We start from the raw sequence: 20,658 nt of genomic DNA, 5'->3' as shown, positions 1-20,658 counted from the left end.
TTTCTAACAAATCACATCTCGAGCCGGCGCGTAGCCCTTTTTCAGGATCAGGCACTGACCGTCGTCGCTGAGCACCCAATCCAGATACTTCTTGATCTCGCCTTTCGGCTCGCCATTGGTGTACATGAACAGCGGTCTCGCAATCGGATAGCTTCTGTCCCTCGCGGTCGAAACGCTTGGGTTCACACAGGGAACACCCTCGGTCTTGCTGATGCAGGCCAGCTTCGAATGTTCGGTCGCGTAGGCCAGGCCGCTATAGCCGATCGCACAGGGTGTCTTGTCCACCAGGTCGACCACGTCCTTCGAGCCGTGCATGTCGCGGGTCCCGAGCTTGTACTCGCGGTTTTTTCCGAGAACAGCTTTGCGGAAATAGGCGTAGGTTCCGGAATTGTTCTGACGACTGACCGTCACCATCTCCTGGCCCTTGCAGCCAGGCACCTCTATGCCGAGGTTCGCCCAGTTGTCGGTCTTGCCGCCCTCTCCGTAAATCTCGGCGAGTTGTCCGACGGAAAAACTCGTCACTGGGTTGGCGGCGTGCAGGAAGACTGCCAGCGCGTCGTAGCCCACGATGTGTTCGATCGGGTTCTGGCCGCGCTCTTTGGCCAGAGCAATCTCCTTGGGCTTCATCGCCCGGCTCGCGTTTGCCAGATCGACCGTGCCATTGATCAGCGCCGCGATACCCGTACCCGACCCCCCCCCGGTGACCGACACCGAAACCGAGGGCTCCACCTGCTGGTACGCCTCGGCCCAGGCCTGGGCCACGTTCACGAGGGTATCCGAACCCTTGTTCTGAATCAGGGTCCGATCACCGGCCCCACCACATGCGAAGCTCGCAGCCAGCGTCAGCCCGGCGACCAATGTGAAGAGAGCTCTGAAAATCCCCACCGTTTCTCCTTGGCATATGCAGCACGAGAATGCAGCCGCGCATTGCGAGAACTGAATTACATGCGCCGGGCCCAGATTCAAGGGCGCACTCGACGCTCGGGAAATCGTCAACAAAACGTAATAGAGGGGACCTCGATCAGAATCCGAGAGATACGAGCTTTCGCATCTCCATGACGGCTGTCTTCTGTCTGGAGTCCGCCCCGCGCGTTGGCAATTTCGATCTCGTGCGCCTATGCACCAACGCCGTTCAGGGTCGGTGCTCCTAGCGCTTCAGGTCCAGGCGGTAGACGTCGCGGTCGGCGTCGAAGCCCTCGAGTTCGCCTGGATCCGTAACGGTCACGGCCGTCGCCTCGTAGACGCGAGCGTCGATGCGCACGCGAATCGCCGGATCCGCCTTGATGTTCACATTCCACTTCCGCTCCGCGGCTGGGTCGAGGTAGATGGCCTCACCTTTCTTCACGAAGCCGACCCGGACCGAGTAAGGGTCTGTGGGCCGAGTCTCGAGGTCCAGGACCCCGTCTTCCTGCACGACTTCGGACCAGGATTGGGCGGTGACGACCTCGCCGCTCAGCGACCCGCCGGGCACCGCAAAAGCCCCTGGAATCAGCTCAGTGGGTCCTCCACTGCAGGCCACGAGCAGAAGCGTCGAAAGCATTGCCATGGAAAAGATGCGCGTCATGAGTTTGTCATCCTTGGCGAGTGGTGGGCATCTGCGCCCGAACTCGGACGGGGGGCCGCTTCACCGTTTGGGCAGTTCACGGCGACAGTCTACGCCGGTCCGAGGATCTGCGCAGAACTGACCTGATTCCCTGAAACGAGCCCAGGTCACTGCTGCGAAGAGAGGGTTGGCGCGGGATTCCTGAAGTCATTCGCTCGTTCAATGACAGGCTCAGAGATGAGCTTTGGGACGGACGAGTTCAGGCCGTACCACTCGTCGGGATGCCGACCACCTGCTTCAGAAACGGTCGAAATCAGACCACCGAAGAAGGGGGAAGGGGTTCTTTGCACCAAATACCGGGTTTGCTCTAGCATAGGAACCGGTATCACAATCGGGGTCAGGTCACGTCGATGAGCGTCTCGGCACGTAGCAAGTGGGTGGCGCGAGGCTTCGCGGCGTTGAGCATGGTCACGCTCTGCCTCATCGTGCTGGGTGCGAGCGTTCGTGCCCGGGGGGCGGGCCTGGCGTGTCCCGATTGGCCACTCTGCTTCGGCGAACTGGTCCCGGAATTCGATGTCCTTGTGGCTTTCGAGTGGAGTCACCGCGCCCTGGCGGGCGCCGTCTCCATGGGCCTGATGGTGTTGTCCTGGCTGTGCCTGCGAAACCGCGACTTGCGTGAACGGATGCGTTGGCGGTTGACCTTTGCCTGGCTGCTGCTCCTCACCCAGGCGGTCTTCGGAGGCCTGACCGTCCTGCTCAAGCTCGCCCCCTGGACCGTCAGCATTCACCTGATCCTGGGCAATGGCTTCTGCTTGACGCTGTTCCTGCTCTACCGCGAACTGCGTGAACGGGGCTCGGCCGGGGTTGAGCGTTCTGCCATTGCGGCCGGCACTCGCGTGCTCGTGACACTAGTCGCCTCCATTCTCCTCCTTCAACTCCTGCTGGGCGGCCTCGTTTCGAGTCAGTACGCGGGGCTCGCATGCTCTTCGTTCCCGACCTGCGATGGCGAATCAATCGTACCCACCCTCGTCGGGCCGGTCGGGCTGCACGTCGCGCACCGGCTCAATGGCCTTCTCCTCCTCGTATCCACCCTGGCCATGGTGTGGTCCACCCGCGGCACCACCCGAGCAGCGGGCCTGAGCCAGGCAGCGGCCGGTCTGGTCACTCTGCAGATCGTCGTCGGCGTCGCCAACGTGCTTCTCCGCCTGCCTTTCGAGCTAACGGGCCTCCACACCGGCATCGGCGCGATCATCGTGCTGACCGTTGGGGTGCTGGCCCGCGAGATCATCCTCTCCCCTCAAGACGAGAGAGCATCCGACTCGAGACAGCTCGCAGAGGCAAAATGAACCAGGCCGCCGGCGCCCCACGCGGGGTGAAGTGGGTTATGCTCGCGCACCCTGCACGAGGAGATCAGAGATGCTCGGATACACCACCATCGGCACCAGCGACATGGATCGCGCGGTCGCCTTTTACGACGCGCTGCTCGCTGAGATCGGTGCCAAGCAGCTCTTCGGCATGGATCGCATCAAGTTCTACGGCACCTCGACGGACCAGGCGATGCTCTCGCTCTGCATCCCCTATGACGAGAAACCCCACGAAGTAGGCAACGGCCAGATGATCGCGATTCCCGGAGGCTCCCGGGACGGCGTCGACCGACTGTACGCGAAGGCCATCGAGATGGGTGCAACGGACGAAGGCCCGCCGGGCGAGCGGATGCCGATCTTCTACGGTGCCTACGTGCGCGACCTCGACGGCAACAAGCTCTGCTTCTTCGAGATGAAACTCGGCTAGGCCGACGGGTTACGCTCCGGCGAGAATCACGTCAACAGGTTTTTCGGGCGATCAATCCGTCTGCGATGATCGAGGAAAGAGCACACTCTGGTAGTTGCTCTTCTCGAAGCAGAGCTTCCGGGTTGCCTCGCGCCAAGGCTTTCGCTCGGCGATACGCTTCATCAGGAGCGGGCCATCACATACGAAGCGCCCACCCAATACGTGGACGTTGCGCGCAAAGAGCGGGTCGGGAAAATAGCCGGCCGTCGGTCCGAGTACCGCGACGTGCTCCGCTTCTGTGCAGTGAGTCAGAACCTCGTCGAGTGAGCCATTGAGCACGGTCGTTCCGGTGCACAGGACCTTGTTGCAGCCGCGCAGCTTTCTCACATCGAAAGTGATGGGGAGCTCTGGGTGGCGGCGAATCAGGGTTTCGTTCTTCTCCAGGATGATGACCTCGGCATCGACTTCCCTCAGCCTCCTCACCAACGGACCGAACAAGCCCACCATTCCGACCTTGTCGCCGTCTCGTAACCGCATCAACCCCAGCGAATCAGCACTGTCTTCGAGAGCGAGCCCCCGCAAGCGCATCACGTGCTGACAGATCGCGTTGAGCGCGGCCATGGCAATCATGTCTCGAACCGGATCGCCACAGCCGAAATCCGCCACGAGTTCGCCGGGGTGAGTCGCGACGAAATCACTCGGCTGTAGCGCGCGATACGGGTCCCCGGCCTCTTCTGGAATCGCGACGTAGCTGAGGCCTACGGCACCACCCTCGAGAGCCAGCGCCATGAACTCGCAATCGGCGGGCTGGCGCTCGTCGAAAAGCGGAGGAAATGCGATCTCTTCGATGTCGGGGATCTGCTCGGTCGATGCCAGAGCGAGAGCCATGTCTCGCAACTCTGTCTGGATGCTCATCTCCGCATGCTCCTGGCTGACGGAAGTGATCGTAGGGTGGTTGTCTCAGCTCCCATCGGGGAACCAGAGGCGGGTTTCGCCGCGTCCCTCGCGGCTACTCGGCCGCGCGCCGCAAGATCCCAGTTGTTATGCCGACGGCGTTCACGTAGCTATCGACACCGATCCGCTCGTCCGTACCGTGAGCACCGGTGATGTCCTCGGCCGACACCTTCACGCCGACGAAGCGGTAGAGGTCATCGGCAAGCTCGCGGTAGTGCCGTGTGTCAGTTCCTCCGGAGAGCTGGTTGGGTAGCGCCAGCGCGTCGGGATACGCCTCGCGCGCGGCATCGGCCAGGAGATTCCACGCGCGTGTGTCGAGCCGAGCGGGGCGGGCAGTTTCGCTCCAGGCCTTTGGCTTGATCTCGATGTCCGGGTCGTCGATGGTACGTCTCACGTGTTCGAGCACATCGTCGGGCGTCTCACAGGGCAGGATGCGAAAATTCACGGAGGCCCGGGCCTCCTGCGGGACGACGTTCTCCTTGACACCCGCCGAGACCAGCGTGAGCGCCGTCGTGGTGCGGACCATCGCGTTGCTGGTGCGCGAACCCGTGAGGCCTCGCATCACCAGACCCTTGAAGAGCCATAGATTCTGTAGCGCCAGGCGCCTGCCGAAGGAGAGTTCCGGCGCCATGCGCTCGAGCTGCTCGCGAACCGGCTCGCAGAGTTTCAGATCCATCTGCTCCTTTTCCAGCTTGTCGAGGGCAGTTGCCAGCCGGCCGACCGAACTGCGGACCGGGGGCATCGAGGAGTGGCCACCGGGCCCCCGCGCGACGAGTTCCACGGTGAAATAGGTCTTCTCGGCGGTGCTGATCAGCGCGACGTGACGATCGGGGATCTGCTCGAAGCCATCGAGGATGAAGCCGCCCTCGTCGACGCCGAACTCGAAGTGCACGCCCCGCTCCGCGAGCAGGGCGGCGATTGCGCCGGCGCCCGCACGTCCGCCGATCTCTTCATCGTGACCGAACGCAAAAAAGAGCGAGCGCTTCGGGGACCAACCCTCACCGAGCAGACGCTCGATCGCCTCGTGGTAGGCAAGGACGCTTTCCTTGGTGTCCAGCGTGCCCCGGCCCCAGATGTAGCCGTCGGCCACCGTGCCCGCAAAGGGCGGGTGGCTCCAACCCTCCTCGGTGCCGGGTTCGATCGGGACCACGTCGGTGTGGGACAGAAACAGCGCCGGTGGAAGCGAGGCATCGCTGCCCTTCCACTCGAGCAGCAGGCTGTATCCGGCAACCACCTGGGTATCGAGCGCGGCGTAGGTCGCAGGGTAGGTTTTGCGCAGGTAGGCGTTGAGCTCGTCGAAAGGCTCGGGCCGGAAGTCGGCCGAATCCTGATAGCTGATCGTTTTGAAGCGGAGCGCACCGGCGAGGCGTTGCGCAATCGCCTCTGCCTCATTGGAAAGTGCGGCCGTAAGCACGCGTACCGCGGGCATCTCATCGGCGCGCGGTGTCGCCGCGAATGTGGCCATCAGGCCGAGGGTCAGGAGCAGCGCAACGGCCGCACGAGAGATGCGAGACATCTTGTCCTCCGGCGCCAGGGTCCGGCGCGGTACGCATCATATCGGATTGCGCATACGAGTTCCGTTTCCCCTGCAATGCGCGGTCACCTGGAATCGGGCATGTGAAAGCCTGCGTCCGCGCTGACAGCGGTCATGGGTCCGTTCGGTGATCTCGAGCTTCCGAACGAGCAATCGTTGGGATCCTCAGGTCTTCCAGATCTGCTCGCCCAGGCTCCAGAGAATCTCGGCCGCCTCATCATCCAGCGCGGCATCGCTCGGAAGGAAGATGTTGCAGTCTTCGAGCCACAAGCCGGATTTGCCCTCCAGCGCAGGCGCACAAGCCGCGTAGACGCTCGTGGCCGCACCTTGCGGGATGTTCTTGCCCACAAGGGCACCGAGCGTGTGTGTAAAGAGCTGTCTGGCGCGCGGAGCCTTGGCTCCGATGTTAGTGCGGGGCACGAAACCGGGGCTGAGGGCGTTGGCCGTGACGCCGGTTCCAGCAAGCCGCCGCTGCAGAGCTCGGCAGTGCAGTGCGGTGTAGAGCTTGCTGTCGGGGTACAGAACGGCACCGGAGGGATCGCCCCACTCGGGGGAGTTGAGGGTTTCGACCGACGCGAGGCGGGTTCGGGCGGGGCTGTGAGCTCCACGCATGGCGTGCGATGAGACGGTGACGATGCGACTGGGGGACGCCTGTTTGAGGGCAGGCAACAGCAAGTTGGTGAGGTGCCAGGGGCCGAGGTAGTTGACTGCGAAGTGGAACTCCAGCCCCTCTGGGGAGGTGCGATGGTTCTGCAGCATCACACCCGCATTATTGACGAGAACGTGGAGCCCGCCCGATCCGAGCCGCTCGAGAGTGCGGGCGGCGAAACGCTCAACAGCCCCGCGGTCACTCAACTCCAGACCCGGCATCTCTACGACCGATGCCTCAGGGGCTTCCGCGAGTATCGCCGTGCGTGTCGAGGCCGCCCCCTCCGCCGTCTGGGAAGCTACCCACACCTCGGCCCCGTGCGTGGCGAGTGCTTTCGCCGTCTCGCGCCCGAGGCCGGAGTCCGTGCCGGTCACCAGCACTCGCCGGCCCGGCAGGTGCTTGGCGAAAGTCCGCGCGACCGTGTCTGCGGTGGTGGCGGAACCGAATCCATTGGCCAGATTTCGCCCGGTCCAATAGGCAGCCATTCCACGATACTCGAAGTTGCTCATATCCAGAGGCATGGTGTGTGGCCTGTCTGTTGGGATGTTGGGATGTTGGGATGTTGGGATGGCGAAACAGCTGGACCGCGCTGCAAGCATTGGGTTGCTGCCTTCATCAGATTCTAACGTCGGGCGAGATTGTCAGCCGGAAATCGCGGTCGGGAGCTTCAGCCCGGTGTCGCATCTCGTACAGTAGTCAGGAGTCGAGTGGCCTCTGAACGCGCCAAAGGAACAGGAGTAAGACCTTGCTGAAGCTCACAGATCTCGCCAATGCCGGTGGCCGAGCGGTCCGACAGGATGACCCCGAAGAGCTGGGCCTGCCTACGGCAACTCTCATCTGTCGCGCCATTGATGAGGGTCGCTATGACGACGCCAAGGCGCTGGCAAACTACACACTGGACGAGGGCCGCGCTTTGCACGCCCTGTTCTGTGACTGGGTGTGGGACTTGCTGACCCGTATCGCAGAGGAAGCCGGCGAGCGAGCCATGATCGATGTTCTCAAGGGCTCTCAGGAGACCTGGATGATGTACCGAACTTGGAAGGGGTATCTGCACATGACGGTCGAAGAACGCGTACAGATCACCGCGGAAATCATGCGTTCGCACTATGGCGGTCCGGACCAGGACGGTTCACTGGAGGTTGTCGACCAGGGCGATTACATCACCATCGTCATGGACCCCTGCGGTAGCGGCGGGCGTATGCGCCGCGGCGATCCGATTGAACGAACGCCATCCCGTCTCGACTTACCCTATCGCTTCGGAAAGACACGGGATGCACATCGCGAGAGCTGGGGCCAATCAGGCGTGCCGTACTACTGCCTCCATTGTGCGCACAACGAGATCCTTCCGATGCAGTGGGGCGGGCATCCGTTGTGGGTCACGGAGTACACCGAAGAGCCGACCCGGCCTTGTGAGTGGCGCTTCTACAAGAACGCCGACGACATTCCGGAGAGTTACTACTCACGCGTTGGAATGGCGAAACCAGACCGCGGTGAGGGCGAATACTGAGCGAGCGGCCTATCAGGTCAATCGCTTGCCCATCGACACGCAGTCATCGATGCTATACCCGATCTGCTCGTAGAAGCTGACCACGTCGAGGTTCGTGCCTCGCACCTGGAGATTGAGTTTCTGGCAACCCAGCTTGCGCAGTTCGCTTTCAGCCGCCGTCATCAGCCTGGCTCCCAGCCCCTCTCGCTGCAACTCGGGAGCCACCGCCAGGTAGTGGATCCAGCCTCGATGGCCTTCATAGCCGACCATGGCGGAACCGACGATCGACTGGTTCCGTTCGGCGACCAGTAGGAGATCCGGCTGGAAGGCGAGCTTCGCGGCGATGTCGCGCGCGGGGTCGTTCTGGGGAACGACCAGATTGCAGCGCCGCCACAGATCGATGAGCAGAGCTTCGTCCGATGAGCGATAGGAGCGGATCAGGATGTCCATACGGTTCGGGGACCCTTTCGATTGCAGGGACAAGAGCTGGCAGGAGCGGGAAGATCCCGAAATCGCTCCTGTCGGCCTTCCGTGGGGTTACTCGTGCGCAGGAGGGTTCGCGCAACCATCAAAATGGTTAGCGTCTCATCAGAGTCTTGCGAATCGAATGAACGCCTCGGGGTGGCCAGAAGCCGGGCCAACAGTGAATTTCCGGCCGAAACGAATGAATCGCTAATGATTCCCGATACCGACCTCACTACCGACGGCGCCCTGTCACTCACCTGTATGCCCAATACCACTACCACCGCAATGGAAACGAGTCACCCCGCCGTGAGCCCTGAGAGCGCGCCCGAGACCGAGGCGTTCCTGAGCGTCTGGCGGACCCACGCGAGGCTGCTCGCCGAGAGCGCCCGCCTGTGCCGTGCATACGGAATCACCGAGCAGCAATACAACGTGCTGAGAGTGCTGTATCTAGGCGACCCCGAGGGCATGCCGTGCCTCGAAGTCGCAGCGAGGCTCCCCAACAGGGTCCCGGACATCACGCGCCTGCTCGATCGCCTGCTTCGCATGGGGCTCACCAACCGCGAACGCCTGGCGAGCGACCGGCGGGTCGTGCGCGTAAGCCTGAGTCAGAAGGGCCTCGAACGGGTCGAAGAGATCACTCCACGCCTCGCCGAACTGCATCGCTCGCGTTTTTCCCGCCTCAAGAGCGGCGAACTCGCGGAACTCAGCCGCCTGCTCCACAAGCTCTCGCCCGTGTTCGTGGCGTCGTGATTTTCACAACCAGTTCGGGTCGAGTCGTGCCAGGACGGCGTCCCGCGGGCTAGTCCAGCTCGAAGAAGTCCCTCACCGGCTTCCAGAACGCATCGTCGTTGGACTGCCACGTCGGCGCGCCAACCGAGAACTCGAGCAGAAAGGTCTTCTTGCGTCCTTTGCGCAGGCGGAAGACGGCTGCTCGTGCGCCCAGAAACGGCAATGCGGCCAGAGCCGCGAGCATGGCCAGCGCCCAGACTGCATTGACCAGCGGAATCCAGATCAGAACGAGCCCCGCGATCCCGAGCGCGAAAAGACCACCGAAGGCGAGCGCCCAAAAAGAAAAGGCGCGGAGACTCGTTCCCGAGCCTCCACGCCTTCTAAGAGAACGCTAGCCGACGTCTAGTGACGGTGACGGCGCTTCTTCTTGTCGACCTTCTTCCGGACCTTCTTCTTGCTTTTCTTCTTCTTCTTCTTCTTGGTCGTGCTGACGTCGACCTCATCGATCGTGACGTTCGCACCGGCGAAGCCCGGATCGCAGATCGCTCCACTCACCGATTGGCCGGTGACCGTAGCCGTGTTCAGAGTGTCCAGAGAAATGAACTGGTCTGCGGTACACGTCATCGTTGCAGCCGCGGGGATCGTCGTCGACGGGCAGATCACATTGCTGATCTTATCGTCGGTCACGGCCACGTTGACCACGTCTTCACCGTTGGGATTGGTCACATTGTAGGTGTACTCGACGGTATCGCCGAAGTTCACATCGTCGAAACCAACGATCTGGATGGCACCGAACCGGTCACCGATGGCCAGGCTCTTCGAGCAGGACGTGTGGATCCTGAGCATCTCGATCTCGGTCCCGACCGAATTGTAGATCCGGATGTCCGTGTTCGTCGGGAACTTGGACTCACCCGCCGCACTTGCCAGCGCGTCGGAGATATCGCCGAGTTCCTGAGTCGCCGGCAGGCCGGTATCCAGATAGGTGCTCCCACCCTCCGAGACGATGATCCGAACGGGCTCGGCCGTACCGGCATCCCCCACGCAGGTGTACGCGCCACTCTGGTCGTTCGTGGTGTCTGCGCAGCCTCCGCCCACATAGCGGATCGAGACCGCAGAAGGTCGGGAACTACAGGGGGTTCCGATGGGTGCAACGGGAACCGAGCACGAATTGGTTTCCGCTGATGCGTTCGGATCCTGGAGTTCGACCACGCCTCCATTTGTCGTTTCGAGTTTGACTAGCTTGAGCGAGCCGAACTGATCGCCCACGTTCAGGGCCTTGGAGCACGAGGCGTGAATCACGAGATCTTGTACGGAAGATCTGGCCTGCTTGACCGAAACCCCTGTGTTCGAAGGAAAGTTCCCGCTCGTGGCGCGCAGCGTGACGCGATCGAGAATCTCAGTCACCTGACCAGTCGGCGCCACGTCGATGCTCGAGATCGATTCAGTGATCTCTACCGGAGTCGCAAAACCTGGATCGCCGCTGCACTCGAACTTGCCTTCCTGGTAGTTGGTCGTGGCCGAGCACGCATCCCCCGTGTACTCGAACACGGTTTCGATCACCTTGCACTGGCAGTCGTCACCCGTACTCGGAGCTGGGGGCTCGACAAAACAGAACTTCTCGATATCCAGATCGCAGCTCGGCTGGACCATCGGTCCAAGACAATCGCTGCTTGCATCGAAGCCGAACTCACCGCCGAGCGAGACGATCGTGTCTTGGCCGGTACCCGGCGCGCAGACCGAGGTAACGTACATCTCGGAACTGCTCTGTCCCGCGGAGATGCCTCCGGGCGGATTGAAGTTCCAGCGCACAGTGCCGTTCGGGTCCGCCGGAGGGAAGAACTCACCGCCCGGCGCGTCCGGATCGTGATCACCCGTGCCGGGGAAATACCCCATTCCGGTGATCGGGCAAGACGCCATGATGTTGACAAAAACGAATTCAGAGCAACGAAGCTGCCCACGTCGTTTTGCAGGCTGCAGATGTAGGTGACTTCACCATCGCCCGGAAATGGGTCTTCTGGGTTGTTGTCCAAATAGACCCTGGCCGTCTTTGTCGCTGTAAATGCACCGTCCACTTGCGGAACGATGACTACGTGCTCGAAGTCCGGTGCGGCTTGAGCCGCTTGCGGCAGCGACAGGCTCACGGCTAGCACCAGAATGGCACAGCTTGATTTAGTCAAACTCAAGGTATCTCCCTCCCTCGCTGGATACGGTCCAGACGCGACGGCCGGTTCACAGATACCGGAGTCGCCTGCGTCACAAACACTACTGGGCTATGTGCCCATATCTAAGCAGTTTGTAGTGAAATAGTGTGTGAAAAAACCAACTTTTGGCCGTATTCCGTCAAAAAGACAAAAATCCACTCGCGGAAACGTCAATATTGGGCGCTTTGACCCATCTCTTGGAGCGAGTGGAAGGAAGCGCCAGGCGAATCGCTAGATGGGGGTGTTCTGGCACCGGCCCCACTTTTGCGAATGCCGATCTTTGCGAACCTCTGGCCGCGCTCCAGGTGGCGGATCCCGTAGACAAGACCCTGGGGGCTGGAATACGGAGGTTTGCGATAGAGTGAGAACAACCCTGAACCAGGCACGAGCCAGGAAAGCCGTAAACGATGAAAATCGAAATCCGCCCAGGCCCCCTCGGCAGCGAAGGGGGCGAGCCATTTCCGGAAGTCCGAGAAGAAATGGCGCGCATCCAGAAAGGCCGGCGAATCTTGCGGCCATCGTTGGCACGACTGATCCCGGACAGGCTCATGGTGAAGCTGATCCGCAAGATGATGGGCTTCCCTAACAAAGATATCGTAAGAGACCCGGTCAAAACTGATCACACGTCCATTCCTGGACCGGATGGCGATGTTCCCGTACGCATCTACACACCGGAGGGAAAGGATCTTCCGATCCTTCTCTACTTCCACGGGGGCGGGTGGATTGGCGGCAGCGTCGATGTAGTGGAGAATATTGCCCGCGGTATCGCAGATCGAGCCAGGCATATCGTCATTAATGTCGACTATCGCCTCGCCCCGGAGCACCGCTTTCCCGCGGGCCTTGAAGACTGTTATGCCGCTGTGGAATGGGCTGCGAAACACGGACATGAACTGGGCGGCGATCCGTCTCGCATTGTCGTGGCGGGAGATAGCGCTGGAGGAAACTTCGCCACGGTCTGTTGCCTGCTCGCGCACGAACGCGGCGGTCCCGCGATTGCCTACCAGGTATTGATCTATCCCGGAGTTGACATTTCGGGTCGCTACGTCGAAGAACACGGTCCGCAAGAAGGTGCGGAAGAGATGGATCTCGGTGACTTCATGAGATCCGTCTACGTCGATCGACCCGATCGAGTGAGCGACCCGCGTTGTTCACCCTGGCTGGCCGAGGACGTGTCCTTCATGCCGCCCGCTCTGGTAATGACAGCGGAGTACTGCTTCATTCGCGATCAGGGCGAAGGCTATGCGAGAAAGCTCGTGGCGGGTGGCGTCCCCACCCGCGCGATCCGCTACAACGGCCTCAACCACGCATTCCTGGACAAGGTCGGCGTCTGGGGCTATGCGGATGCATGCATTGAGGACATCGCGGATGTCCTCAATGCCGAAAACTGACCCATCAGTTCCCGTCCCAGGGACGGACGAGCTGGAGCTGAAGCATGTCGCGATGCACGCCACACTCGAAGAGCACCGTGTAGCTGGGAGCCTTTTTCGTGTCGGGCATGCGACCGATGTACGCTACTTCCAGGTAGACCTCCTCAGCCAGTTGAACCCTGGATGACGGGCCAGCAATTCCCACAGGCGCACCGGTCTCTACTCGACTCTTGAAGATCCCACGCGCTTGTCCGATCGGGGAAGTAGCAAACTGCACCTCGGCATCTTCAGCTGGAGAGTATGCAACACTCGACACCCCGATGTTATGTGCTCCGTTGTCGAGGTTGAGGACGGCGACGACGACGTCACCGGCGTCTTTCGCCGGCTCATCGTAGATGCCTACAAAGGGCACCAGGCCCAGATCTTCGATCGAATGCGTCTCGGAAAAGGTCTGGAAAGCTGCGAGCGACCTGTTCCGGCTTTCCATTCTCATTCAGGCGAGCGGCTTCCCCGGCCAGTGACCCGGCTCAGGTCATACTCGCCCGCTGGACGAGAGCGGCGATTTCGTAGAGTCTTCCGTGGTCCCCTGAACCCGATCCAACAGGTGAAGTGCATGAGCGAGCCCTATGTCCTCTACGGTTCCTACGCCTCCTACGCAACAGCGAAGACGCGCAGCTATCTGAGAAAGAAGGGAATCCCATTCGTTGAACGCGTCCCCGGAGTTGCTCGATTCCGCGAGTACGTCCGACCCGCGAGTGAGAACCATCGCATTCCGCAACTCGAAGCACCGGACGGCACAGTCGTGCAGGACACGACTGCGATTTTCGATTATCTGGAGGCGCGCCATCCGGAGCCGCCGGCGTACCCACCGGGGCCGCGCCAGCAACTCATCGCGCGACTCTTCGAATCGCTCCTCGATTTCGGACTCGGCCGTACAGCGTGGCACTACCGCTGGAACTTCATGGATGAGAACTACGGTTTCGTAGGACGGGAATTTGGTCGCTCCTTCCGACCGGGCGGTACGAATGAAGAACTCGACCACTATGGACGCGTGATTGCCGATCGCATGGAGGGCAAGAGAACGGCGGTCGGAGTCAATGAGAAGCACTTCACCGTTCTGGAATCGATCTACTTCGACACTCTCGATATCCTGGAGCGGCACTTCACGGTTCACCCGTATCTCTTCGGCGGTCTGCCGAGCATCGCCGACCACGTCTTGATGGGACCTCTGTTCGGACACCTCGCTCGTGACCCGGTCCCCTCCATGCTGATGAAGCAAAGGGCACCGCGGGTGTTCCGCTGGACGGAACAGATGAACACACCAGAGATCGCATCGCCCGAGTTTCCCGATGCAGCCGAATGCTACCTGGCCAACGACGAGATCCCGGAGACGACGATCGAACTGTTGCAGATGTTCCTGCGCGACGTAGGCGACAACCTGATCCGTTCAGCCGAACTCTTCAACGCCTGGGCCGCGGAGCATTCCGGCCTGTCCGCAGGCAGTTTCGTGTCCGAAAAGGAGTTCGATGAACCCGCTGTCGGGCACTTCGAATCGGAACTGCGCGGCGTCCCCGCTCAGTCCCAGGCCGGGGTGTATCCCCTCTGGGTCCTGCAGCGAACGCTGGACTGGTTCCAGACTCTCCCGCCGGGCGAGCGCAAGAGTTGCGAAACCCTGCTGCGGAAATGCGATGGCGAAGTGCTGCTGAAACTGCAATTGGGGCGCCGACTCACACGCGTGCGCAATCGCATGGCTGTCGATGAATGATGGAGAAGACGCTTCTCAGGCTCACACCTCCGGAGACGCATGAGCGAAACCCGAATGACTAACGAAGAGCACCTGCATAACTTTCATACGCATACCTACCGGTGCAAGCACGCACAGGGGGACGTAGCCGACTACTGCGAGGAAGCCCGGAAAAGGGGAATGAAAACCCTGGGCTTCACGGATCATTCAGCCTTCCCCGACGATCGCTGGATTGCAGTACGAATGGAATACGCAGAACTTCCTGGTTATGTCCGCGCGATCGATCAGGCCAGGATCGAATTCCCCGAACTCACCATCCTGAAAGGCATGGAATGCGAGTGGGTTCCGGAATTTCATTCATTCTACGAAGACGAACTCCTCGGCAAATACGAGTTCGACTATCTCATCGGCGCCGCCCATCTCTTCCCGATCGGCGAGAGATGGCGCGATACATACGGCCGTCCGTTCTCGTCCGAGGTGCTCCGGACCTTCACCGATTACAACATCGAAATGATGGAAACCGGACTGTTCGACTTCATCGCCCATCCGGACATCTTCGGAAATTGCTGCCCGAGGTGGGATCCGGATGTGGCTGCCTGCTCACGAGACCTGCTGCAGGCCGCTGCTGATCTCGATGTCGGGATGGAAATCAACGCCCTCGGTTTGAGAAAACAGGCCTACCGGAACAAGGACAGCTCCTTTGCTCTCTACCCGTGGATCCCCTTCTGGGAAGAGGCGACGAGCTTTGGCGTCAAGGTCGTCGTCAACTCCGACGCCCATCGTCCCATAGACCTGCAGGCCAGAACGGGAGAGGCGAAACAGATCGTCGAGAAGCTGCAGCTGACGTACATGGATCTGACAACCGTTGGTACTCGACAGAAGCTTCGGGACTCGGGCTAACCAGGAACGGGAGACAATACGTGTCGACGACACTGATCCACTCCGGCCAGATACTCGATGGACTCGGCGGACCCGCTCGAGAAGGACATCTGCTCCTTCAGGACGACGCGGTCAGAGCTTTGCTCCCCGCCGAATCGCCCCTTCCCGATGCTGATCTGGTCATCGATGCCACTGGACTGGCGGTAGCACCCGGCTTCATCGACATGCACTCCCACGCAGACTGGCTGCTTCCGGCCGTCGAGCACGCCGATCTGCTCGCCTGCATGCTCGAGCAGGGGGTGACAACCGTAGTCGGAGGAAACTGTGGCACGTCTCCAGCACCGTTGCGCGAAGTAGCGAGCGGCAGGCTGCTCGAGTCCGCCGAGGCATTGATCGATCTCCCCTTCGAAACCTCCTGGCACTCGGTCAAGGATTTCTTCGATCGTCTCGAGGCGGTGGGCCCCTGCCTCAACCTCGCGCAACTCGTCGGCCACGGCTCGCTTCGCTATGCGGTCTCCGACACGGCGCGTGGAGCGATGTCGAAGGAGGATCTCGACGCCACACTCGAAGCTGCGCGACTGGCGCTGGATCAAGGGGCCTGTGGACTCAGCTTCGGCCTCGGCTACGACCCGGGTATGTACTCACCACAAGAAGAACTGGAAGCGCTGTGCCGTGTCGCCGCGCAGGCCGGTAAACCGGTCACCGTTCACCTGAAGGCCCTCTCCAGGATCTCACCCTGTTATCCGTTGACGAGCTTCGGCGCCCATAATCTGCGCGCTCTCGATGAGATGCTCGCGGTCGGACTCGCGACCGGAGTCCAGCTACAACTGTCCCACTTCATCTTCGTGGGCCGCCGGAGCTGGTCGACCGCGGAAAAGGCACTGGCCCGTTTCGAGCGCGCCCGCGAACAGGGGCTGGACGTGATGATCGACGCCTTCCCCTATACCTGCGGCAACACCACGATTTTTGCGCCGCTGCCCTATTGGTTTCTCGCGCGGCTCCCGGATGCGTTCCGCAGTCGAACGGCACGCGCGCGGCTGCGCATCGAACTGGAGGCGGGCTTCCGGCTCGTCGGTTTCAGCTACCCCGATTTCCAGGTCATGGATAGCGGTGTCGAGGGGTGGGAAGAACTGAACGGACTCCGGATCGATCAGATCGCCAGGCTCTGGGGAACCGGTTCCTTCGACGCCCTGCTCCGGCTCGCCGAAAAGAGCAATGGCGCCACATTGATGCTCTTTCACACGTACAGCGGTGAACCCGGCAGGGAAACGGCTTTGGAAAGCGTCCTGCGGCACCCGGCCTGTCTCTTCGAAACCGACACGGTGGTGCGAAGCAGCGGCTATCCGAACCCGGCTTCACTCGGGACTTTCCCCAGAATCCTGGGACCAATGCGCCGCGATCGAAAGCTGTTCGAACTCGGTCCGGCCATTCAACGCATGACTTCCGCGAGCGCCCAGCGCTTCGGCCTGGCGGATCGAGGCGTGCTCGCTCCAGGCAAAGCAGCCGACGTCGTCGTATTTGACGCAGATCGCATCAGCGACCGACCCCCGCAGGGCAATCAACCGGCCGGTCGGCCGACAGGCATCGAGCACGTCTTCCTGAACGGCCATCAAGTCGTCAAGGAAGGCACAGCCGTGCGGGGAGTCCGCGCGGGCCGCATCCTCCGGCACTGAGCGGCTGGTTGTTCGGAGAGGCGACTGCGGAGATTGGTCATCCCCTGCCCGGAGTGGGATGATCGCGGACTCAGGGCTTTGCCGAATCCGCTGGTAGGATCCGGAAATGGAAGGTGGGTGATCTTGAATTCCTATGAGATTCTGAGCTGGGCTCACAGCGGTGCCGCGGTATTGCTTCTGACGTTGGCCATCGCCTCCATGCTGATCTCGGTATTGATCGCGGTAAAGCCAGCCGCCGACAGCGCCAACAAGGGACTGCGAGGGAAAGCCAATATCGTCGGCCGGATCGAAAACCTCGTCGTCGGGGTCGTCGGCCTGACGGGGGTGGTCGCCGTGTTCATGGGGGCCTGGTCGTTCTCCCAGTTCTGGTTGTGGATCAGCCTGGTGGTCGTGGTGTTCTACAGTATCGCCCTGGAGTTCATTACCCGACCGGCGCGGATGGCCGTTGCGGAGGGGAGCAGCGAAGGCAAAGTCGGGCTGCAGGTGGGGCTGCAGGTGGGGCATGTCCTGCTGCTGATTGTCGTCTTCGCTTCGATGGTGGCTAAGCCCGTCTAGCCGGTTGCGGAAGAACGCGCCCGAAAAACGCCGCGCGACTAAAGTCGACAAGCGATTCAGCCGCCGAGTGAAGCGCCGATGTTTGCTCGAAACGCCTGGTACATGGCCGGTTGGAGTCGCGAACTCGACCGGAAACCGCTCACTCGCCGCCTTCTGGGCGGCAGTGTCGCCCTGTTTCGCAACGCCGAAGGGGTCGCACATGCGCTGGACGCCGTCTGCCCACATCGCGGTTCGGACCTGGGGCGGGGCCGTGTCGTCGACTCCACCCTGGAGTGTCCTGGTCACGGATGGCGCTTCTCGACCGATGGACGTTGCGAGTGCATTCCCTCACAACCGGGCGATCTGGCAATTCCGCGCGGCGCACACACCCGCAGCTACTCCGTGCGGGAACAGCAGGGACTCCTCTGGATCTGGCTCGGTGAACACGAGCAGAGCCGACCGCAGCCGCCCTGGCATTCCTTCTGGGAACCGGCACCGCGCCAGCGGCGCAGCTTCGGAAAGCCTGAACTCATCGACGCACCGTTTCTTCACGTCGTCGAGAACGCGATCGACAACTCGCATCTGAGCTTCGTCCACCGACAAACCCTGCCGGGCTACCCGAAACGGATTCCGAGACAGCGCATTCTGATCGATGAGGACGCTCGAGGATTTACTGGCGATGACGATCCCGAATCGCCGTGGACTGCGGAGCGGGTCGAGACTGCGGGCACGAACTCGTGGCTCGGCATCTTGATGGGCTGGTTGTCGCGACCACAGAGCGAGTACCACTACCGCTTCGAGCTACCGGGCCTGGTCTTCCATCACCAGGCCTACGACAACGGCACATGGGACGTGATCCTGGTAAACATCACGCCGGCAAACGAGAGCCAGACCTGGGTGTTCCCGGAGTTGGTGCGCACGCGCGCTCCGCACCTGCTCGGCGAGATCCTTCAGCGGTTCGTCACCCGGCGACTCACACGTGAGGACCACCGTGCCCTGACCACGATGCTCGCGTGCGACCCGGGCGGGCTTGAAAATTCCGTGAATGTTGCGGCCGACGATGCCACTCTCGCCTTCCGGACGCTGTACGCGCGCCTTGCCGGTGAGGAAGGCCGGAAGGTGCCCTGGCAGGAGCTACCGGATAAAGACCCGGAGTTGGCAACGATCGACGGAGAAGGTCCACCTCGGGCGTGAGCCGGGACTCCTCATCGAGCCTCAGCTGGGGAACGCTAGCGCTTCTCGCTGCGGATCGGTGCCGCGCGCTTCTTGGCACCGATACTGATCGTCTGCGGTCCGGTCTGCTGATTCGGCTTGCGATCCACGAGGTACTTCGTGAAATCGGGAAGCACCTCGATGATCAGGTAGCCGTCCTTGTGCGGAACTCCGCCCAGGATCATGGGCCGACCGTTGGTCATCTTGAGCCGCGTGTTCACGACATCGGGCATCTGGAACTGCATGTGCAGCTGATTCTGGTGCACGGCCACCGGCAACAATCGCACTTCGCCGCCAGTCGACAGACCCAGCTTCACCTGCTCACCAAAAGTGACGCTCAACGCCTTCTGCTCGAGCATCTGGACCGAGCCAAATTTCATGGGCAGGCGATTGGATAGAGGCAACGCGCGCGCATCGACCTCGCCCGGTTTCTGCGTCGCGTAGACGACGGTGACCCTGAAAGAGATCGGTGGCGCACCGCGACGGGGCGCACTCGCCTCCACTTCCTGCGCCGTCGCAACGGGAGCAGCTGGAAGAACCAGGAACATCGCGAACATCACCCCGGCGAGGACGCCCTGCGAAACTCGAACGATCATCAGACCCAACCGCCTCCGTTGGTTCCCTGCGAGATACTTCCGTCGGGCAGGACCCAGATGACGGTAGCGTCATCCGACTCGAAGAGCATGAGCGGGTCCTTGCCCTGCCCCAGGTCGTAGACGGAGGGCCCATCATCAGCCGATGCGGTCAAGCCTTCGACGACCGATGCGATGGTCCGCACTTCCGTATTCGCGTACTGATCCATGGCCTGCTGTACATTCTGCACGGCGGCCACGTTGGTCCTGAGCAACTCGGGCGACACATCGCCAGCGCCGTCCGGAAGCACGGCCAGCATCAGCAGAGCAGCCACGCCGACCAGGGCAGCGACGGGCGCCGGGGTGAGGGCCTCGCTCCACCACTCGCGCATGCGCGCCCACGGCGATGCAGCTGCGATTTCAGCGTCGATCTGCGCCATGGCGGGCCGCAGCACGCTGATCAGATTCTCGGGCTTCGGAGCGGGCGGACCCTCGGTCCAGGTTTCCTTGACCAGGGCACCGAGCCCCATATCGAGGTTCAACTGCTCGCGGAGCTCGGGGTCGGCATTGATCCGCTCGCGCTCGCGCCCGGAGAGCACCCCGTCGCGATATTCGTCCAATTGTCTCTGGTCACGCCGTTTCATGCCGTCACATCCTCTGGCTCGACTCCGTGTTCGCTCAGAAAGGAGATCATCTTCTTTCGGGCGTAGTGTAGCCGGCTCATCACGGTTCCTTTGGAAATCTTCATGGATTGAGCGATCTCTTCGTAGGAGTATCCCTCGACCTCTCTCAAGAGCAGGACTTCCCGCTGCCCGTCGGGCAACTTCTGAATCCCCTCGGCGACGAGTTCACGAACCTCGAGGCGTCGCGAAGACAACTCCGGGTTCACCGGCGCTGCGATCGTGGATCGGGGCTCTACCTGATGCGCAACTGCGTCATCCCACTCTACGCTGGGCGCGCGTTTTTCGCGTCTTCGCCGATCGAGCGCCAGATTGACCACGATCCGATACAGCCAGGTATAGAACGAGGAGCGGTTTTCGAACTTGCGCAGCCCGCGGTAGGCCTTGATCAGGCCCTCCTGAAGGATGTCTTCGGCGACGTCCGAGTCGCGCACGACCCGATAGGCCGCCCGATAGGCCCGCTCGGAGTAGCGCCGAACCAGGGTCTCGAAAGCGGGGTGGCTTCCGGCCTGAGCCTGCTTGACCAGCTGAAGGTCCGTCAGCTCCTTGTCCGTTTGCGCCATTCCAGCAATCTGTCCAGCTCCAAAAGTGGTCACCGCGTCCACACGTTTCTCCTCAGGCTCCTCGTCTTCTTTTTCATCGCTCACGTGGGACGCCCCCCCCCAA

General features: G+C 61.6%; 22 protein-coding genes. 10 read left to right on the top strand and 12 right to left on the bottom strand.

What is annotated here, in order from left to right; translation table 11 throughout:
• Positions 1-3: 3 nt before the first annotated feature.
• A complete protein-coding gene (locus GY725_05315) occupies positions 4-879 on the bottom strand; it encodes a PstS family phosphate ABC transporter substrate-binding protein (GenBank protein MCP4003595.1) in 876 nt (291 codons plus the stop codon).
• 268 nt (positions 880-1,147) lie between these two features.
• Complete coding sequence (locus GY725_05310; protein MCP4003594.1) at positions 1,148-1,564, bottom strand: nitroreductase family deazaflavin-dependent oxidoreductase; 417 nt, start codon at positions 1,562-1,564, stop codon at positions 1,148-1,150.
• 389 nt (positions 1,565-1,953) lie between these two features.
• Here GY725_05310 and GY725_05305 point away from each other — a divergent pair, with 389 nt between their 5' ends.
• Both GY725_05305 and GY725_05300 read left to right on the top strand, forming a co-directional pair.
• Positions 1,954-2,889 (top strand): heme A synthase, encoded by a 936-nt coding sequence (locus tag GY725_05305; protein MCP4003593.1) that lies wholly within the window; start codon positions 1,954-1,956, stop codon positions 2,887-2,889.
• Between the two features lie 70 nt (positions 2,890-2,959).
• Positions 2,960-3,334 carry a VOC family protein gene (locus tag GY725_05300; protein MCP4003592.1) on the top strand — a complete coding sequence of 125 codons (375 nt, stop codon included), beginning with the start codon at positions 2,960-2,962 and terminating at the stop codon, positions 3,332-3,334.
• A 51-nt stretch (positions 3,335-3,385) separates the two neighbouring features.
• Here GY725_05300 and GY725_05295 read toward each other — a convergent pair whose 3' ends face one another.
• From GY725_05295 to GY725_05285, 3 genes are all read right to left on the bottom strand, one after another.
• Positions 3,386-4,228: a hypothetical protein gene (locus tag GY725_05295; protein MCP4003591.1), complete on the bottom strand. Its 843-nt coding sequence runs from the start codon at positions 4,226-4,228 to the stop codon at positions 3,386-3,388.
• Positions 4,229-4,322: 94 nt separating this feature from the next.
• Positions 4,323-5,783: a M20/M25/M40 family metallo-hydrolase gene (locus tag GY725_05290; protein ID MCP4003590.1), complete on the bottom strand. Its 1,461-nt coding sequence runs from the start codon at positions 5,781-5,783 to the stop codon at positions 4,323-4,325.
• A gap of 183 nt (positions 5,784-5,966) precedes the next feature.
• A complete protein-coding gene (locus tag GY725_05285; GenBank protein MCP4003589.1) occupies positions 5,967-6,935 on the bottom strand; it encodes an SDR family NAD(P)-dependent oxidoreductase in 969 nt (322 codons plus the stop codon).
• Positions 6,936-7,195: 260 nt separating this feature from the next.
• On the opposite strand from GY725_05285, the gene GY725_05280 reads away from it, so the two are divergent.
• Positions 7,196-7,957: a hypothetical protein gene (locus tag GY725_05280; protein MCP4003588.1), complete on the top strand. Its 762-nt coding sequence runs from the start codon at positions 7,196-7,198 to the stop codon at positions 7,955-7,957.
• 12 nt (positions 7,958-7,969) lie between these two features.
• Here the strand turns inward: GY725_05280 and GY725_05275 are convergent, their stop codons facing one another.
• Positions 7,970-8,380 carry a GNAT family acetyltransferase gene (locus tag GY725_05275; GenBank protein ID MCP4003587.1) on the bottom strand — a complete coding sequence of 137 codons (411 nt, stop codon included), beginning with the start codon at positions 8,378-8,380 and terminating at the stop codon, positions 7,970-7,972.
• Positions 8,381-8,611: 231 nt separating this feature from the next.
• Here GY725_05275 and GY725_05270 point away from each other — a divergent pair, with 231 nt between their 5' ends.
• Positions 8,612-9,151 carry a MarR family transcriptional regulator gene (locus GY725_05270; protein MCP4003586.1) on the top strand — a complete coding sequence of 180 codons (540 nt, stop codon included), beginning with the start codon at positions 8,612-8,614 and terminating at the stop codon, positions 9,149-9,151.
• A 49-nt stretch (positions 9,152-9,200) separates the two neighbouring features.
• Here the strand turns inward: GY725_05270 and GY725_05265 are convergent, their stop codons facing one another.
• On the bottom strand, positions 9,201-9,374 hold the full coding sequence (locus GY725_05265) for a hypothetical protein (protein ID MCP4003585.1): 174 nt from the start codon (positions 9,372-9,374) through the stop codon (positions 9,201-9,203).
• A 158-nt stretch (positions 9,375-9,532) separates the two neighbouring features.
• Positions 9,533-11,023, bottom strand: a complete 1,491-nt coding sequence (locus GY725_05260; protein ID MCP4003584.1) for a hypothetical protein — start codon at positions 11,021-11,023, stop codon at positions 9,533-9,535.
• 715 nt (positions 11,024-11,738) lie between these two features.
• On the opposite strand from GY725_05260, the gene GY725_05255 reads away from it, so the two are divergent.
• The gene (locus tag GY725_05255; GenBank protein ID MCP4003583.1) at positions 11,739-12,719 is read left to right on the top strand and encodes an alpha/beta hydrolase; all 981 of its coding nucleotides are present in this window, start codon (positions 11,739-11,741) and stop codon (positions 12,717-12,719) included.
• A 4-nt stretch (positions 12,720-12,723) separates the two neighbouring features.
• Here the strand turns inward: GY725_05255 and GY725_05250 are convergent, their stop codons facing one another.
• Complete coding sequence (locus tag GY725_05250; GenBank protein ID MCP4003582.1) at positions 12,724-13,185, bottom strand: hypothetical protein; 462 nt, start codon at positions 13,183-13,185, stop codon at positions 12,724-12,726.
• 126 nt (positions 13,186-13,311) lie between these two features.
• On the opposite strand from GY725_05250, the gene GY725_05245 reads away from it, so the two are divergent.
• The 5 genes from GY725_05245 to GY725_05225 all read left to right on the top strand — a co-directional run bounded on the left by GY725_05245 (position 13,312) and on the right by GY725_05225 (position 18,722).
• Entirely contained in the window at positions 13,312-14,463 is a 1,152-nt protein-coding gene (locus GY725_05245) for a glutathione S-transferase (GenBank protein ID MCP4003581.1), read from the top strand.
• Between the two features lie 39 nt (positions 14,464-14,502).
• The gene (locus GY725_05240; protein ID MCP4003580.1) at positions 14,503-15,342 is read left to right on the top strand and encodes a histidinol-phosphatase; all 840 of its coding nucleotides are present in this window, start codon (positions 14,503-14,505) and stop codon (positions 15,340-15,342) included.
• Between the two features lie 20 nt (positions 15,343-15,362).
• On the top strand, positions 15,363-16,994 hold the full coding sequence (locus tag GY725_05235) for an amidohydrolase family protein (GenBank protein ID MCP4003579.1): 1,632 nt from the start codon (positions 15,363-15,365) through the stop codon (positions 16,992-16,994).
• 117 nt (positions 16,995-17,111) lie between these two features.
• Complete coding sequence (locus GY725_05230; protein MCP4003578.1) at positions 17,112-17,549, top strand: hypothetical protein; 438 nt, start codon at positions 17,112-17,114, stop codon at positions 17,547-17,549.
• Positions 17,550-17,627: 78 nt separating this feature from the next.
• On the top strand, positions 17,628-18,722 hold the full coding sequence (locus tag GY725_05225; GenBank protein ID MCP4003577.1) for an aromatic ring-hydroxylating dioxygenase subunit alpha: 1,095 nt from the start codon (positions 17,628-17,630) through the stop codon (positions 18,720-18,722).
• Positions 18,723-18,757: 35 nt separating this feature from the next.
• Here the strand turns inward: GY725_05225 and GY725_05220 are convergent, their stop codons facing one another.
• The 3 genes from GY725_05220 to GY725_05210 are packed head-to-tail and all read right to left on the bottom strand — an operon-like array spanning position 18,758 to position 20,639.
• On the bottom strand, positions 18,758-19,336 hold the full coding sequence (locus tag GY725_05220; protein MCP4003576.1) for a hypothetical protein: 579 nt from the start codon (positions 19,334-19,336) through the stop codon (positions 18,758-18,760).
• Entirely contained in the window at positions 19,336-19,956 is a 621-nt protein-coding gene (locus tag GY725_05215) for a hypothetical protein (protein ID MCP4003575.1), read from the bottom strand. The genes GY725_05220 and GY725_05215 overlap by 1 nt, the downstream gene beginning before the upstream one ends.
• Positions 19,953-20,639, bottom strand: coding sequence for a sigma-70 family RNA polymerase sigma factor (locus GY725_05210; GenBank protein MCP4003574.1), 687 nt, complete (start codon positions 20,637-20,639; stop codon positions 19,953-19,955). Before GY725_05210 ends, GY725_05215 begins: the two co-directional genes overlap by 4 nt.
• Between the last annotated feature and the right edge of the window lie 19 nt (positions 20,640-20,658).

The sequence above is a fragment of the bacterium genome (genome assembly GCA_024226335.1).
In the GTDB taxonomy this organism is placed as follows: domain Bacteria; phylum Myxococcota_A; class UBA9160; order SZUA-336; family SZUA-336; genus JAAELY01.
The sequence above is the reverse complement of the archived record's forward strand: the minus strand, read 5'-3'. Positions and strand labels throughout refer to the sequence as shown.